Origin of the sequence: Stenotrophomonas sp. B1-1, from assembly GCF_010894375.1 — a bacterium.
Lineage (GTDB): Bacteria > Pseudomonadota > Gammaproteobacteria > Xanthomonadales > Xanthomonadaceae > Stenotrophomonas.
Genome location: NZ_JAAIUZ010000012.1, coordinates 358,707 through 374,060, shown reverse-complemented (window position 1 = coordinate 374,060; position 15,354 = coordinate 358,707). Strand labels below are relative to the sequence as shown.

General features: G+C 63.6%; 7 protein-coding genes and 1 pseudogene. 5 read left to right on the top strand and 3 right to left on the bottom strand.

The window, feature by feature from the left end; all coding sequences use genetic code 11:
* Positions 1 to 206 precede the first annotated feature (206 nt).
* From G4G00_RS11560 to G4G00_RS11550, 4 genes are all read left to right on the top strand, one after another.
* The gene (locus tag G4G00_RS11560; protein WP_164273596.1) at positions 207 to 494 is read left to right on the top strand and encodes a hypothetical protein; all 288 of its coding nucleotides are present in this window, start codon (positions 207 to 209) and stop codon (positions 492 to 494) included.
* Between the two features lie 275 nt (positions 495 to 769).
* Positions 770 to 1,162 carry a hypothetical protein gene (locus G4G00_RS22140; RefSeq protein WP_325051506.1) on the top strand — a complete coding sequence of 131 codons (393 nt, stop codon included), beginning with the start codon at positions 770 to 772 and terminating at the stop codon, positions 1,160 to 1,162.
* Positions 1,163 to 1,899: 737 nt separating this feature from the next.
* Positions 1,900 to 10,611, top strand: a complete 8,712-nt coding sequence (locus G4G00_RS11555) for a glycoside hydrolase family 94 protein (RefSeq protein ID WP_108753089.1) — start codon at positions 1,900 to 1,902, stop codon at positions 10,609 to 10,611.
* Entirely contained in the window at positions 10,608 to 10,859 is a 252-nt protein-coding gene (locus tag G4G00_RS11550) for a hypothetical protein (protein ID WP_108753090.1), read from the top strand. The genes G4G00_RS11555 and G4G00_RS11550 overlap by 4 nt, the downstream gene beginning before the upstream one ends.
* Before the next feature lie 1,046 nt (positions 10,860 to 11,905).
* Here G4G00_RS11550 and G4G00_RS11545 read toward each other — a convergent pair.
* Positions 11,906 to 12,133, bottom strand: a complete 228-nt coding sequence (locus tag G4G00_RS11545; protein WP_108753094.1) for a hypothetical protein — start codon at positions 12,131 to 12,133, stop codon at positions 11,906 to 11,908.
* 1,524 nt (positions 12,134 to 13,657) lie between these two features.
* Positions 13,658 to 14,548: pseudogene (locus tag G4G00_RS11540) on the bottom strand (IS3 family transposase); the annotation flags it as partial.
* Positions 14,549 to 14,626: 78 nt separating this feature from the next.
* Between G4G00_RS11540 and G4G00_RS11535 the strand changes: the two are divergent.
* Entirely contained in the window at positions 14,627 to 14,830 is a 204-nt protein-coding gene (locus G4G00_RS11535) for a hypothetical protein (protein ID WP_164272972.1), read from the top strand.
* A 166-nt stretch (positions 14,831 to 14,996) separates the two neighbouring features.
* Here G4G00_RS11535 and G4G00_RS11530 read toward each other — a convergent pair whose 3' ends face one another.
* Positions 14,997 to 15,290: a metalloregulator ArsR/SmtB family transcription factor gene (locus tag G4G00_RS11530; RefSeq protein ID WP_108753096.1), complete on the bottom strand. Its 294-nt coding sequence runs from the start codon at positions 15,288 to 15,290 to the stop codon at positions 14,997 to 14,999.
* Positions 15,291 to 15,354 lie beyond the last annotated feature (64 nt).

The following is a 15,354-nucleotide window of genomic DNA, read 5'->3' as shown; positions in this document are numbered from 1 at the left end:
CCTGTCGCAACGCGAGAGGCTCCGACCTCATTACCCCTTGCGGCTGATGCCGGCGTAGAGTCTGGGCCTGCCATGTGCAACCCAGGAGCTGGACCGTGCCGCCTTCGAATCGATTGCTCTGCAGCCTGGCCGTGGCCCTGGGCTTGGTCAGCATAGCGTGGGCTGTGGGATCCGTTTCAGCTGCAGAGCCCGAACCAGAACCGGCCGTGGCCGACGCCATGATCGAGGTCACCGGCACGCTGGAGGTGTACCCAGGCGGTCACGGCCTTGGTGAGATCCGCGTAGATGACGGCAGATGCTTTGATCTGGCACTTCCCAAGCACGTGTTGAAGGACAGGCTGCGCTGGTTTGGGAAGCGTGTGGTGATTGCGGGATCCATGCAGCTCCGGCCACGGATGGACGAAGTGATCTGGTGGGAGATCAAGGATCGGAAGATCGAAGGGTTCGGGTGCTCGGAGGATGTGATCTATGTGGAGCGGATTGAGCGGTTGTAGGGCCTGGGGAGGATCCGCGCACTTCTTTGGGTAACATAATATACATTATGCGAAATCATGGACGGCCCGTGCTGCGGCACTCGTGGCCTCTGCGTGGCAATGGCTGGCGGCGCTGTTGTCAGTTTTCTTGATTCTTGTCCTTTTGCTTAGGATCGTGCCCCTTCTTGATTTCATTGGGAATTTTGAGGCATTCAGGGACACCATCCTAAATAAGGAAGTGTCGGCTGTAGCTGCCTTCGACCCTGTTCGTAAGACAGTTGGCATACGGTTCCTCCGTGGCCGAGAGCTACAACCAGTGGCTCCGGGCAAAAATTGAGCGCGCCATTGCCGATGCGCGACCGGCGATTCATCACGATCAGGTGGTGGCGCGCGTGCGGGCGACAATCGATGCAGCCAGCATGAGTCGGAAAGTTGCAGAAGGTCGATGCATCTGTTCGGGGACCCTTCGGCGGTTACGCTCATGTCGCCTTCGGGCTCTGGCGTCGTGGGCGCAACCTTGGGGTCGCTTGCTTCGGTGTGTTCCGCTTGAAGGCTGCCTCCAGTTGCGCCGGAAGTTCTCGCAGACTGCTGAGTCGCTTCTCAAGTCCCTCGCACCTGCCCCGGAGAACATCGGCAGCTTGACCGGCCGAGATAGCTGCAGAGTGGGCTGCATGCAGCTCCTGGCGTAGCTGATCCTCGATTGCCCTCTGGGCTCTGGCCTGATTGATGAGTTGAGCCTGGAGATCTTTCGCCTCCTGCCGAGATCGATCCACGTCGCCGAGCGTTCGATTCTCGACAGATCTGACGTACTCGGTCCAGTCCTCTCGCTCAGATTTTGCCGTTTCCAGCATTTCATGAAGCCGGGCATCAAGATGTTGTCTTGCTGCCTCAGCGCGATCGGCTCTCCGAAGCCCAAGATCCCGCTGCTCCGTTAGCTCTGAGATCTGAAGGTGTAGCTGATCGACCAGTCTGTCCTGAAGGCATTCGGTACGACGATCAAACTTGACTGATGTACGTGAAAGAGGACCGCTATGCCTCCGGTTGCCTGATCTAGGGCTTTGGCTTCGGATCGGATGGCGCCTTTCCCTACCCCCGATAAATCTTCCTAATCCCCTGCCCCGCCAATGTCCGCTTCCGGCCAGAAGCGGACACTTGGGTCTAGCCGCCCAAGCGAATCGTCACTGTGCCGAGGTATGGTGGCTCCCACCTTAAGTAGGCCGGCTGCCCCCATGCGTCCTTCCTGAGAGATCAACTGCTTTAGAGAAGTTAATCAGCTTCCTGGCCCGTCTGATATCTGCGCGCCTTTGAAGAACAGCAGGCTCGTAACCGTAAACAGCACAGGTGATTCCAGCCGGCGACTGGCCTTCACAGCCAGCGATGCACATCCGATGCAACTATGCAGGACGCGCCCCTCCCCTGGTAGCCCATGCCCCACCTTCGTCGTCTATTTGGTAGCTGGCTGCGCCTGCGCCGTCGCTTGCGCTGGCGATGGCGTGAGCACCAGGCCTCGGCGCCGGCCATCGAGCCCACCGAAGGCCCACTGCGCGCCGCGCTGTACAGCGTTGAACAGATGGAGGTGTACGGCCGCGCGCTTGCACGCCAGCATCGCGTACGGATGCACCCCGGCCCGGAGCGCTTGCTCGGTCGTCTGCAAGCCAATGAGCGCGTGCTGTTAGACGCCAACACGCTACTCAGCAGCGTGGTGCGCGAACAGCGGCCGGTAACCCCGGCGGGGGAATGGCTGCTCGACAACTACTACCTGATCGAGGAACAGATCCAGACCGCGCGCCGGCACCTGCCGCGCGGCTACAGCCGGCAGCTGCCTTCACTTGCCTCAGGCCCCTCGGCTGGATTGCCGCGGGTATACGAACTGTCGATGCAGGCCATTGCGCATGGTGATGGGCGCATTGACGCAGACACGCTGGGCCGGTTCATTGCCTCATACCAGTCTCTCGCGCCACTGAGCTTGGGCGAACTGTGGGCAGTTCCCATCATGCTGCGCCTGGCTCTGCTGGAGAATCTGCGGCGCATGGCTGCGCGGGTGATGCGCGATGGAACCGAGCGACGCCTGGCTTCGAAATGGGCTGACAACCTGAATCAAGCCGCCTCCGAGACCCCCACCGAAGTGGTCCTCGTGGTTGCCGACATGGCACGGTCCGCGCCGCCGTTGACCGGCGCATTCATCGCCGAGCTGACGCGCTCGCTGCAGGGGCGCGGCGGTGCGTGGGCCATGCCTGTCGCATGGTTGGAACAATGGGCTGCAGCGGCCGGGCAGCGCGTGGACGAGCTGGTCGCCGCCGAGGGGCAGCAGCAGGCGGCCGATCAGGTATCCATCGGCAACAGCATCGGCAGCCTGCGCTTTCTGTCCACCATGGATTGGCGCACGTTTGTTGAAGAGATGAGTGTGGTGGAGCAGCGCCTGCGGGAAGACCCGATGGCCGTGTACGCGCAAATGGATTTCGCCACCCGCGACAGCTATCGCCACGTGGTGGAGAAGATCGCCCGCGGTAGCCGAATGGCAGAGGAGCGCGTTGCCAGCATCGCACTGGATCTGGCACGGGCGGCTACGCCGCCGGATGGGCCGCGCACGCACGTGGGCTACTGGCTGGTTGGCGAAGGCCGCAACGCCACCGTTGAAGCGGTAGCGGAGGCAGCACCGCGCCACCGCAGGGCACGGCAACTGGCACATCGCGTGCCGCTTGCGCTGTACCTGCTGCCGATCGCCCTGCTGGCAGTTCTGGCCACCGCTGCCCTGCTGGCAACCGGCGGTGGTTCTGTACACATCTGTCTGGCCGCGCTGCTCGCGCTGCTGGTGTTCAGTGAACTGGGCATCGTGCTGGTGAACTGGGCAGCGACGGTGCTGGTTGCACCCAGGCCGCTGCCCAAGCTGGATTTCAGCGAGGGCATTCCTGCCGCCTGCGCCACCGTGGTCGCGGTCCCCTCGATGCTGTCCAGCATGGACGGAATCGACGTGCTGGTGGAAGCGCTGGAGGTCCGCTTCCTGGCCAACCGGGATCCCCAGCTGCGCTTCCTGCTGCTGACGGACTTTCTCGACGCAGCGGCAGCCACGGTGCCGATGGACGACGCCCTGCTTGCGCACGCCGTGGCGCGGATCGAAGAGCTGAACAGGCGCTACGCGCCAGAGCGCGGTGATCGCTTCTACCTGCTGCACCGCCCCAGGCAATGGAATCCTGGTGAAGGCGTGTGGATGGGACACGAGCGCAAGCGCGGCAAGCTGGCAGCGCTCAATGCCCTGCTCCGTCAGGGCGACGCCGCCGCGTTCATGCGCATCGTCGGCGACGCGGCGGCGTTGATCGGTGTCCGTTACGTCATCACGTTGGATTCGGACACGCAACTTCCGCGGGATGCGGCACGCGCGTTTGTCGCCACCTTGGCGCACCCACTCAACCGCCCGCGCTTCGACCCGACGCTGCAACGCGTGGTGGAGGGGTACGGCATCCTGCAGCCCAGCGTAGGCACCAGCCTGGGCCGGCGCCGAACCTCGCGTTTTGCCCGGATGTTCGGCAGCGAGCCTGGCATCGATCCATACACGCGCATGGTCTCCGACGTCTACCAGGACCTGTTCGACGAAGGCTCGTTCGTGGGTAAGGGCATCTATGACGTCGACGCCTTCGAACTAGCGCTCGAGGGCCGCCTGCCCGAGAACCGCATCCTCAGCCACGACCTGCTGGAAGGCTGCTATGCGCGCGCAGGTCTGGTCAGTGACGTGCGCCTGTACGAGGACTACCCCGAACGTTACGCCGCCGACGCCAAGCGCCGTGCGCGCTGGATCCGCGGTGACTGGCAGCTGTTGCCCTGGTTGATGCCGTGGACACCGCGCCCGGGCCCGGGCTGGGAGCGCAACCGGCTCAGCCTGCTGTCCCGCGGCAAGTTGCTGGACAACCTGCGCCGCAGCCTGGTGCCGATCGCTGCCCTGGCCTTGCTGGTGTTGGGCTGGTTGTATGCCGGAAACCCTGCTGCCTGGACGGCGTGGGTGCTGGCCCTGTGGTTCGCCCCGCCGCTGGTAGGAATGCTGCGCGATGCACTGAACGTTCCGGACGACACACCGCTGGAGGCGCATTACATCAAGGTAGGGCGCGGTACGCTGCAGTCGTTGCTGCGCGCGTCGACCCAGGTCGCATGTCTGCCCTTCGAAGCGTTGCTGGCCAGTGATGCGGTGCTGCGCACACTCTGGCGCATGGCCGTCACGCGCCGTCACCTGCTGCAGTGGAACCCCTCCAGCGAAGTCGAGCGCCGTCTCGGTAGTGACCGCGGCGCGGAATGGAGGGTGATGGCGCCGGCCTCACTGCTGTCACTGGCTCTGTTGGCGGCAGTGGCCAGCGTGCGCCCGCAGGCATTGCCGGCCGCCCTGCCCTTGCTGTTGGCATGGACCTTTGCGCCGGCGTTGATGGCTTGGTTGGGCCGTCCCCCTGCGGCCATCGTGGCGGAGCTGTCCGTTACGCAGCGGGCGTTTCTGGGCCGGCTGGCGCGGCGCACCTGGTCTTTCTTCCAGGCCTGGGTGCGTGAGCAGGATCATTGGTTGCCACCGGACAACATCCAGGAGCATCCGTCGCTGGTGGTGGCACGCCGCACCTCGCCAACCAACATCGGCCTGTCCCTTCTGGCCAATCTGTCGGCCTGGGATTTCGGCTACCTGCAGATGGGCGCGGTTGCTGAACGTACGGCCCTCACCTTCGATACGCTGGACAAGCTGCCGCGCCATCGCGGTCACTTCCTCAACTGGTACGACACCGGAACCCTGGCGCCGCTGCCGCCGCGCTATGTCTCCACCGTGGACAGCGGCAACCTGGCCGGCCACCTGCTGACGCTGCGCCAGGGCCTGCTCGCGCTGGTGGATGCGCCGGTACTGGCGCCGCACACGTTCGATGGTTTGGCCGATACGCTCGGTGTACTGGAAGAGGAACGGCAGCGTTGTCGCCCCAACGATGCACCACTGGTCGAGGCGCTCAATCACCTTCGCCAGCGTCTGGCCTCAACGTGTATCGACCGCCCTGCCGGAACGGCGGAGACTCTTGCCCGCTTGCAGGAGTTGGCGGACCTGGCCGACCTATTGCTGGCGCAGTGGCCCGCGCCACCGTCGCCCGGGGAAGGCGAACTGCATTGGCCGGGCCTGTTCGCTGCCGAATGCCACGCCGCCCAGGCGGCACTCGCTGACCTCCCTGCCGATGCCACGATGGACGACGAGGCCCCGGTGCCAAGCCTCCGCCAGCTGGCCGCCCTGCCCGGTACAGCGGGTGCGGACGCGCGCGCGCGCATTGAGGAGCTGCAGGGCCTTGCGCACCGCGCCGGGCAGTTCTCGCTGATGGAATACGGGTTCCTGTTCTACCGCACCCGCAACCTGCTCTCGATCGGCTACAACGTCGACGACCATCGCCTCGACAACAGCTTCTACGACCTGCTGGCCTCCGAAGCGCGGCTGTGCGCCTTCGTCGCCATCGCCCAGGGCCAGCTGGCGCAGGAAAGCTGGTTCGCGCTTGGGCGGATGCTCACCGAGGTCAACGGTACGCCGACGCTGTTGTCATGGAGTGGCTCGATGTTCGAGTACCTCATGCCCCAGCTGGTGATGCCCAGCTATCCGGACACGCTGCTGGACCAGACCACGCGGCACGCGGTCGAGGCGCAGATCGTCTACGGTCGTACCCTGAACCTGCCATGGGGGGTGTCCGAGTCCGGCTACAACGCCGTCGACGCCCGCCTGAACTACCAGTACCGGGCGTTTGGTGTGCCGGGGCTGGGGCTCAAGCGTGGCCTCGGCCAGGATCGGGTCATCGCACCCTATGCGAGCATGATGGCACTGATGGTGGCGCCGGAAGCAGCCTGCCAGAACCTGCAGGAGCTGGCGGAATTGGGCTTTACCGGGCGCTTTGGCATGTACGAGGCCATCGACTACACGCCCGCGCGAGTGCCGCCCGGGCAGGATCACGTACTGTTGCGTTCGTTCATGGCCCACCACCAGGGCATGGGTCTGCTGTCGCTGGACTACCTGCTGCGCGATCAGCCAATGCAGCGCCGGTTCCTTGCCGATGTCGAGTTCCAGGCCACCCTGCTGTTGCTGCAGGAGCGCATTCCGCGCATCGGCGTATTCCACCCGCACGAGGTGGAGGCGCTGGGCGAGCACTCGGCCATGGCCGAGGACGAGACGTCGCTGCGTGTGCTGCAGGATCCGGGCGGCCCCCGCCCGGAAGTACAGCTGCTGTCCAACGGCCGCTATCACGGCATGCTGACCCACGCCGGCGGTGGCTACAGCCGCCATGGCGACCTGTCGCTCACCCGCTGGCGTGAGGATGGCACCACCGACGCCTGGGGGTCGTTCTGCTATCTGCGTGATGTGGACAGCGGCGAGTTCTGGTCTGCTGCGTACCAACCCACCTGCGTGGCGGTAGACCATTACGAGGCGATCTTCTCGGACGCCAAGGCGGAATTCCGTGGTACGCGCCGCGGCTGCGAGAGCCACCTGCAGGTTGCCATCTCCGCCGAAGACGACATCGAGCTCAGGCGCCTGCGCCTGACAAATCGCAGCCGTCGCCCGCGCACCGTGGAGGTCACCACCTATGCCGAAGTGGTACTGGCACCCGCCGCGGCCGACGTTGCGCATCCGGCCTTCAGCAATCTCTTCGTGCAGAGCGAGATCCTGGCGGCCAAGCAGGCCGTGTTGTGCACCCGCCGTCCTCGTTCGCACCACGAGGTGCCGCCATGGATGTTCCATCTGGTAGCGGTGCATGACGCAGCAGTCGTCTCGATCTCCTACGAAACCGACCGTGCGCGCTTCCTGGGCCGTGGCAACACGCCACGGGCGCCGCAGGCGTTGACCACCGATGCCGATCTGTCCGGCACCGACGGCTCAGTGCTCGATCCGATCGTGGCCATCCGCGTCCGCGTGGTGCTTGGGCCAGAGCAGACGGTGCAGCTGGACATGGTGTATGGCGTCGGCGCCGACCGCCCCGGTTGCGAGGTACTGGTAGACAAATACCGTGACCGCCGCCTGGCCGACCGCGTCTTCGACCTGGCATGGACACACAGCCAGGTGGTGCGCCGGCAGATCAACGCCAGCCAGGCCGAGGCGGCGCTGTACGAGCGCTTGGCCGCCCACGTGCTGTATGCCGGGCCACTGCTGCGCGCGGGTGCCGGGGTCCTGCTGCAGAACCAGCGCGGACAATCCGGGCTGTGGAGCCATGCCATCTCGGGTGACCTGCCCATCGTGCTGCTCAAGGTCACCGATGCGGACAACGTGGAACTGGTCAGACAGCTGGTGCAGGCGCACGCCTATTGGCGCCAGAAGGGGCTCAATACCGATCTGGTCATCTGGAACGACAGCAAGGCCGGCTATCGGCAGGAACTGCAGGACCAGATTCTGGGGATGGTGGCCGCGAGTTCGGAAACGGGCCTGCTGGACCGCCCCGGCGGCATCTTCGTACGGCCGGTGCAGAACATGACCCACGAGGACCGAGTCCTGTTGCAGGCGGTGGCACGGGCGGTGATCAGCGACGAGGACGGCACCCTCGCTGCGCAGGTCGGCCGCCAACCGTTGCCTCAGCGACGGATCCCGCCCCTGGTGCCGCAGGCGGTACAGCAGGAACTGGCAGTGTCGCCGGAGGCGGCTCCGGGGCTCCCCATCGTCACCGACGCGGGCCCCGACGCCGGCTTGCCCCCGGGCGCCGAGCACGACGAGGAGATGGATGATCCGTGGCCGTTCCTTCCCTACCGTGGCGTCGGCCAGTTCGACAACGGCACCGGCAGTTTCAGCGAGGACGGTCGCGAGTACGTCGTGGTGGTGCGCGAAGGCGCGCCGACGCCGGCGCCATGGGCCAACGTGATCGCCAACGCCCGCCTGGGCACGGTCGTCAGCGAAAGTGCGCCGGGCTACACGTGGTTCGAGAATGCGCACGAATTCCGCTTGACGCCCTGGCTCAACGACCCGGTCTCGGACACGGGCGGCGAGGCGTTTTACCTGCGCGATGAGGAAACCGGTCACGTCTGGTCGCCAATGCCGCTGCCGCGCAGGGGCACCGGGGCATACCGTACGCGCCATGGATTCGGCTACACCGTCTACGAGCATGTGGAGGACGGCATCGCCAGTGAACTGTGGGTGTTTGTCGACGTCGCCGCGCCATTGAAGTTCTCGGTCCTGCGCTTGCACAACCTGTCGGGCAGGACACGGCGGCTGTCGGCCATCGGCTACGTCGAATGGGTGATGGGTGACCTGCGCGCGAAGTCGCGCATGCACGTGGTCACCGAGCGCGATCCACAGACCGGGGCGCTGCTGGCGCGGAATGCCTACAGCACCGACTTCGGCGGCCGTATGGCCTTCTTCGACACCGATGCCGACGGCTGTGGCTGGACCTGTGATCGCCTGGAGTTCATCGGCCGCAACGGCAGCCTGCATGCACCGGCGGCGCTGCGGCGCGAACGGCTGGATGGACGGATGGGCGCAGGCCTGGATCCCTGTGCGGCGATCCAGGTGCCACTGGAGCTGCCGCCGGGCGACCGCAGTGAAACCACGTTCCGCCTTGGCGCCGGCCGCGACCGCGAGGAAGCGCTGGCGCTGGCACGAAGCCGCCAGGGCGCCCAGGAGGCCATCGACGCGCTGGACGCGGTGCGCATCCACTGGCGCAATGTGCTGGCCACGGTGCAGGTGCGTACGCCGGACCCGGCGTTGGACGCACTGGCCAATGGCTGGCTGATCTACCAGACACTGGGGTGCCGCTACCTGGCGCGCAGTGGCTACTATCAGTCAGGCGGAGCGTTCGGCTTCCGCGACCAACTGCAGGACGCGCTCGCCCTCGTGCACACTCGCCCGGAGCTGACCCGCGAACACCTGCTGCTGTGCGCTGCACACCAGTTCACCGAAGGCGACGTGATGCACTGGTGGCATCCGCCGCAAGGTCGGGGCGTGCGCACCCGCTGCTCCGACGATTATCTGTGGCTACCCCATGGCGCGTGCCGTTACCTGGAGGTCACCGGCGACGCGAGCGTGCTGGAGGACGTGGTCGGCTTCATCGAGGGGCGTGCAGTGACCGCTGAAGAGGAAGGCTACTACGACACGCCTACACCTTCGACGCAGCGCGACACCCTGTATGCGCACTGCGTCCTGGCGCTTGAACGCGGTTGCCGGCTGCTTGGCGAGCGCGGCCTGCCGTTGATGGGGAGCGGTGATTGGAACGATGGCATGAACCGCGTCGGAGACCAGCAGCGCGGTGAAAGTGTGTGGCTCGGCTTCTTCCTGCATGACACGCTCCACCGCTTCATCGGGGTGGCCAACGCGCGTGGCGATGCGCCCCGGGCGCAATGGTGCAAAAAACAGGCCGAAAGCCTGCGCCAGAATCTCGAACAGCATGCCTGGGATGGGCAATGGTATCGCCGCGCCTGGTTCGACAACGGCACCCCGTTGGGCTCGTCACAGAACCAGGAGTGCCGCATCGACTCGATTTCACAGAGCTGGTCGGTGCTGTCAGGCGTTGCTGCACCTGAGCGTGCCACGCAAGCGCTGGATTCGCTGTACACGCATCTGGTGCGAAAGGACGCCAAGCTGATCCAGCTGCTTGATCCGCCCTTCGACCAGACCACGGAAGACCCCGGCTACATTCGTGGCTACGTGCCTGGCGTGCGCGAGAATGGCGGCCAGTACACCCACGCCGCCGTGTGGGCGGCCATGGCATTCGCACAGCAGGGAGACACGGTGCGTGCCTGGGAGCTGGCCGGCATGATCAACCCGCTCAACCACGCGCTGGATCCGGAGGCGGTGCAGACCTACCGCGTCGAGCCCTATGTGTTGGCGGCGGACGTATACGCCGTATCTCCACACGTCGGGCGCGGCGGCTGGACGTGGTACACCGGTTCGGCCGGTTGGATGTATCGCCTGCTGGTCGAATCCCTGCTCGGCATACGTCGTGAGGGCAATCGCCTCTCGCTCGCGCCCTGCCTGCCCGATCACTGGCCATCATTCGAACTGAGCTACCGCTTCGGCCGCAGCTTCTACGAATTCGTGGTGACCCGCACTGCGCACGGCCAGCCTACGCTGCATGTGGATGGCATGCTGCAGCCGGACCTTACCGTCCTGCTTCGGGATGACGGCCATCACTACCGTGTCGCGCTTGATCTGGGGCCGGCCACGGGATGAACGTTCGCCCCGAAATCCAGGTGCAGCTTGATGCGCTGGGCGAGATGCTGGTGCACTGGTTGGCGCAGGTGCGGCATCCGGCACAGTTCTGGCCGCAGTTTGAATTGCTGGCTGGGGAGATTCTGGACCAATGCGAGCACACTGAGAGAGGTCAAGCGCACGCGGCCATCCAGGCCATGCTCAAACGCCACGCGCCGCAGCTGCCCAACTGGCACCAGCGTGACGACAGGTTGCCACCGAGGACGTGAGGAGAGTAGTCACTGTTACTACCCTGGATGATCAGCAAAACTCCGTCATAGACGCTTTGTATCCATCACTGATAGCGAGCCCTGATCTCCTTTCCCCCGATGTCCCCTATCGGCCAGGAGCGGACATCCACCCTACCTCTGATAACGATCTCTAATCTCACGTCGACTTAGGGTCGAAGGCAGGACTAGCCTTCAACTGGATGCCGGACGGCTATCGCTCCCATGGTGAACGCGTAGCCTGCATCTTCCAGCATTCTCCGCAGCCTAATTTCGGCGCGCCGTGGCAGCTGAAGCCCACGCGACCCGTAAAGCGCATAGACCACGTGACCGTCCGGGTCATGCTCCCTGCGCACAATGCAATTGTTGGTCTCAGACGCGTCTGACCAGATCGCTTTAAGTTTTTCTGGACCTATGGACTGACCGTTCTTCAAGCGAAAACTAAGCCAACGCACGATCCTTGGGTCGTACCTATCTATATCAGCCATTGTGCACCCTCGATGCGGCGACAGAGGTCCTCCAGAACAACCGGCTCGAGCCGCGGATGCTCATCTACGAACGTCATCGGCAAATCGATCCGGGTCGATCGCCGGACCAACGCCGGGGGAGAGCCCGACAAGTCAATCCACCAACCCGCGGGAAGCCGAAGACCGGTTCCATTTCTATCGTAGATGCTGATAAAAAAAGGCATGTGAGTACCTAACCCATCTCAATTGCTCAGCCAGATGTCCTGCGCATGGCGCGAGAGGCGCACAGGAGTACCTGGGCCTCGTCCTGCTGCACTTTCAGGAAGGAATCAAGCCAACGAATTGCGGCCCCATGATTCTCAATAACTCTCCCTAGCTCATCAGTGAGACAACGCGCGCACTCCATTCCGCCTGGACTGGGGCAACGACAAGTTCGGCACGCCCCCATCGTCGTCGTTCTTGACGGCCTGGACTGGTACATGATCTTGGCCATCAGGCTCACCGTTTCCTCGTGCAAGGCCATAATTTCTGCGTCCGCGTGGTCAAAAGAAAGCCGCGCGGCGCGCGGCTTCTCGTCATGGCTTAGCGGGGAGCATTCCGCTGCTCGCCCTGTTCATCCTTGCCACCGCCCTGCCGACCGCCCTCTTGGCCGCTCTGCTGCTTCTGCTTCTGGGGATCCTTCTCATCCTTTCCATCTGCCCCCCCGCCGAGCTTTTCGCCGTTTTCTTGGCCCTGTGCCTTGTGAGCGGTTCGCTCTGCGTCGCTACCTTCGGTGGAGCGAGTGCCGTGACTTTGGTTGACGTTGTTCATTTGTTACTCCATTACAGCCCAGTGCTGCACAACCACAGTCCTCTTTTGCCTGTTGGGGAAGCGTGTAGCAGCAGCCCGTTTATGAACGACGGCGCAAACAGGCCAGCAACCGAGCGAGTAGAGTCCAAGCTCTTATAGGAGAACTGCCATGGAAAGCCCTAGAGACAAAGACTACGTAGACGTCAGCAGAGAGCTAAGCCACTGGGAACTGGCCTTCAATGCCGGAACGCTCCCTGCGGTAAATTTCCGCCATGAGGTCGCACCGATTGTCCGGCTAGCCTGCGACATCTATATCAGGAACCCACACGGCACCCGCCTGGCTTGGCTACTGGACCTTAGGGAGCGCTTGGAACGTCGGCCCAGCCTTCGAGGAGATCCTGGAGCAGAAGAGATTGCCGAGGGATGCTGGAAACTCATCTCGATCTCTCCGCTGTAGATGGGGAAGGTTACAGTCGCCAAGCGGCGGATTCACTTTTTATGAAGCGTTCACGCTCCTGTGAGAGACTGCCGGCTCTTGGCTCTTCTCCGACACGAAATCCTTCGTGCCCGTGTCCAGCCCCTACTTGGCTAGACACATGTCTCCCCAAAGCCCCTTCCAGATCCTCAGGATCCGTTCGACATTTCGTCTGAATGGAAGCTTCGATGAAATCGAAGCAATCTTCTGCAAGTGCTCGGCCTGTGACTACGTCGCCCGCCTGTCGAAAGCACAGGGGCTAAGCCAAGCTCCCGACATGATCGTACTGACTTGTCCAGACTGTGGTGCCGCAGCAGACGTCCAGGTCCCCGAACTACGTGAAAAATGGGCTGAGCAGGTCCGGCGCGACCGCCTGCTCTGGGGCGCCGGCATCGATCCGGACGATCTATATGGGCCCTAGGTCAGAGACCAACGCCTGAGTGGAACTCGGGCTGGTACCGTGAAGCCGCCCTCCTGCCACCGGACGCCCGAACTCTTATCGGCTTGCTGGGAGAGGGAAGGCGGTGCGCCTAGGGCTGCACCACGGCGGTCCACGCCGCTACGGCTTTTTGCGTACGCCGCCGCCACCGTGCGCGTCGCACGACGTGCTCCCACCACTGAAATAAGATCAATCCCAGTGACTCTCGAGGTAGGCCGACGTGGAGAGCCGCACTCTGCTAGACGGACCACCGCTGATTAGCAATTTGCTCAGATCTTTGCCAACTACCCCATGGCGAAGGCCGCTCGAAGCTCGTCTGCAGGGGAAGCCTATACAACCGCAGGAAGAACTGGGAGCCGCCCCGCGGGGACAACCCAGATGCGCTCGTCAAGGCGTCTTCCGCACTGGGGATAACGCACCCTAATCGTCAAGCACTAGGACTTTTGTCGACGAGGCGGAACAACATCAATGGAAGCAGCTTCCTAGTTTGGGCAGTTCTCTTGTCCGGAACCGACCTATCCACCAGTTCCCGCCATAGGGGGCACTTCATGGATCGCCCAGCTCGCGGGCGACAAGGTCCTCCCAGGGGCGGGCGCGTGCAATCTCTAACGGCGCCGGCGTCCAGGGGGTTCTACCCCGATATCACGGACGGTTCTAAAAGAGCTGCAATCTTCTGATCCTGCCTGGCGACCCTTCTGCGCATCCTCGGGTTGTGGCGTCGCTCGATGTAGTCAAACACATCCGCTCGTGCCGCATCGAGTGTGCGGTAGCTCGTTCGATAGATCCGCTCACGCTTGAGCAGCCCGAAAAAGCCTTCGCAGGCCGCGTTGTCACCGCAATGCCCCACCGCGCTCATTGACCAGATCAGGCTGTTGGCGGCGAGATACCCCTGATAGTCACCGCTGCGAAACTGACTACCACGGTCCGAATGCAGGGTCACCGCATGACTTCCTTGCCGCTGCCACACCGCCATCTGCACAGCCCGGATCACCATCTGACGGTCCTGTCGATCGTGCATTGACCATCCCACAACGCGCTGGTCATAAAGATCCAGCACGATGCACAGATACAACTTGCCCTGCTGGGTCTTGATCTCGGTGATATCGGTCACCCACTTGGTCTCCGGCTCCAGCGCGACGAAATCGCGTTCGAGCAGGTTGACCACGCCCGGTGGCATCACGGCCGGACTGCCACGCTGCCCCCGGCGTTTGCGCCGAGGCCAACCCTGCAGGCAGTCGGCCGCCATCAGGCGTGCTACCCGGTTCAGGCTGGCAGTCTCGCCCTCCTCAGCCAGGTCTTCGCGCATGCGGCCAGCTCCCAGCGTACCCCGGCTGTCCTCGTGAAGCTCACGCATTCGTAGTACCAGGCGCTCATTGTCGAGCTGCCGGGCGCTGGCAGGACGCTTGCTCCACTCGTAATAGCCGCTGGCCGAAACCTTCAGGCAACGGCACATCAGCCGAATCGGAAACTCATCGCGACAACGTTCGATCACCTGATACCTCAGGATGACCGCCCTGCCCTCTATGCGCGCATCTACTGGTCCACCGCGGGCAGCTATTACAGCAGCCCGTTCGCTGAAAAACAGGTGGATTGGCCGTTGATGAGCCAGGAAATTGATGATGTGCTGGCCCGGTATCCGTCTGACTGGAACCTGCAGAACTTTGCCTATTTCGCTTGCCAGGCCGGCGACAAGGCCAAGACACGCGCCCTGATGGACCGCATTACGCGGCCTAAGGAGTTTCATGCCTGGTGGGATGGGGATGTGTATGAGCAGTGCCGGCGATGGTCGCGGGAGAATTCTTGAGCACTGGCAGGCCTGGACGGCTTGGGCGTATTGTCCGTTTGGAACGCGCTTGGCAGGTTTGGAACGCGCTTGGCAGCGCCTTAAGGAGTTCACCGTCCACCAATGGCCCAAGCTCCTCCCTGGCGATGCGATCAGCCCACTCCTGCTTGGGATGCGTCACGCCGCTTCAAGGTGAAGCCTCGTCCACACAGAAGATTCCATGCATCGCGCCCAGCAGTGCTGCGACTCGCGAGTCTGTCATGCGGTAAATAATCGACCGCGATTCTCGTCGGGTCGCTACCAGCTTTCGTTGACGGAGTTCGGCTAGTTGCTGGGAAAGCGCCGGCTGTCGAATGCCGGTGGCCTCTTCCAGTCCACCCACCGTCATTTCACCTTGCGCAAGCTGGCACAGCAGCAACAGGCGCGAAGGAGTGGCTATGAAGCGCAGCAGCTCGGCTACTTCGGGCACGCGCTCCTTCATCGTGGCTAGGTCTGACGGGCTGAATGGGGGGCTGGTCACGGGCATTGGCAACTCGGGCGGATGA

Bases quoted from the DNA above. Each gene is read 5' to 3' on its own strand.
- G4G00_RS11555 (WP_108753089.1), top strand. From the start codon at position 1,900: ATGCCCCACCTTCGTCGTCTATTTGGTAGCTGGCTGCGCCTGCGCCGT.
- G4G00_RS11550 (WP_108753090.1), top strand. From the start codon at position 10,608: ATGAACGTTCGCCCCGAAATCCAGGTGCAGCTTGATGCGCTGGGCGAG.
- G4G00_RS11545 (WP_108753094.1), bottom strand. From the start codon at position 12,133: ATGAACAACGTCAACCAAAGTCACGGCACTCGCTCCACCGAAGGTAGC.
- G4G00_RS11535 (WP_164272972.1), top strand. From the start codon at position 14,627: ATGAGCCAGGAAATTGATGATGTGCTGGCCCGGTATCCGTCTGACTGG.
- G4G00_RS11530 (WP_108753096.1), bottom strand. From the start codon at position 15,290: ATGAAGGAGCGCGTGCCCGAAGTAGCCGAGCTGCTGCGCTTCATAGCC.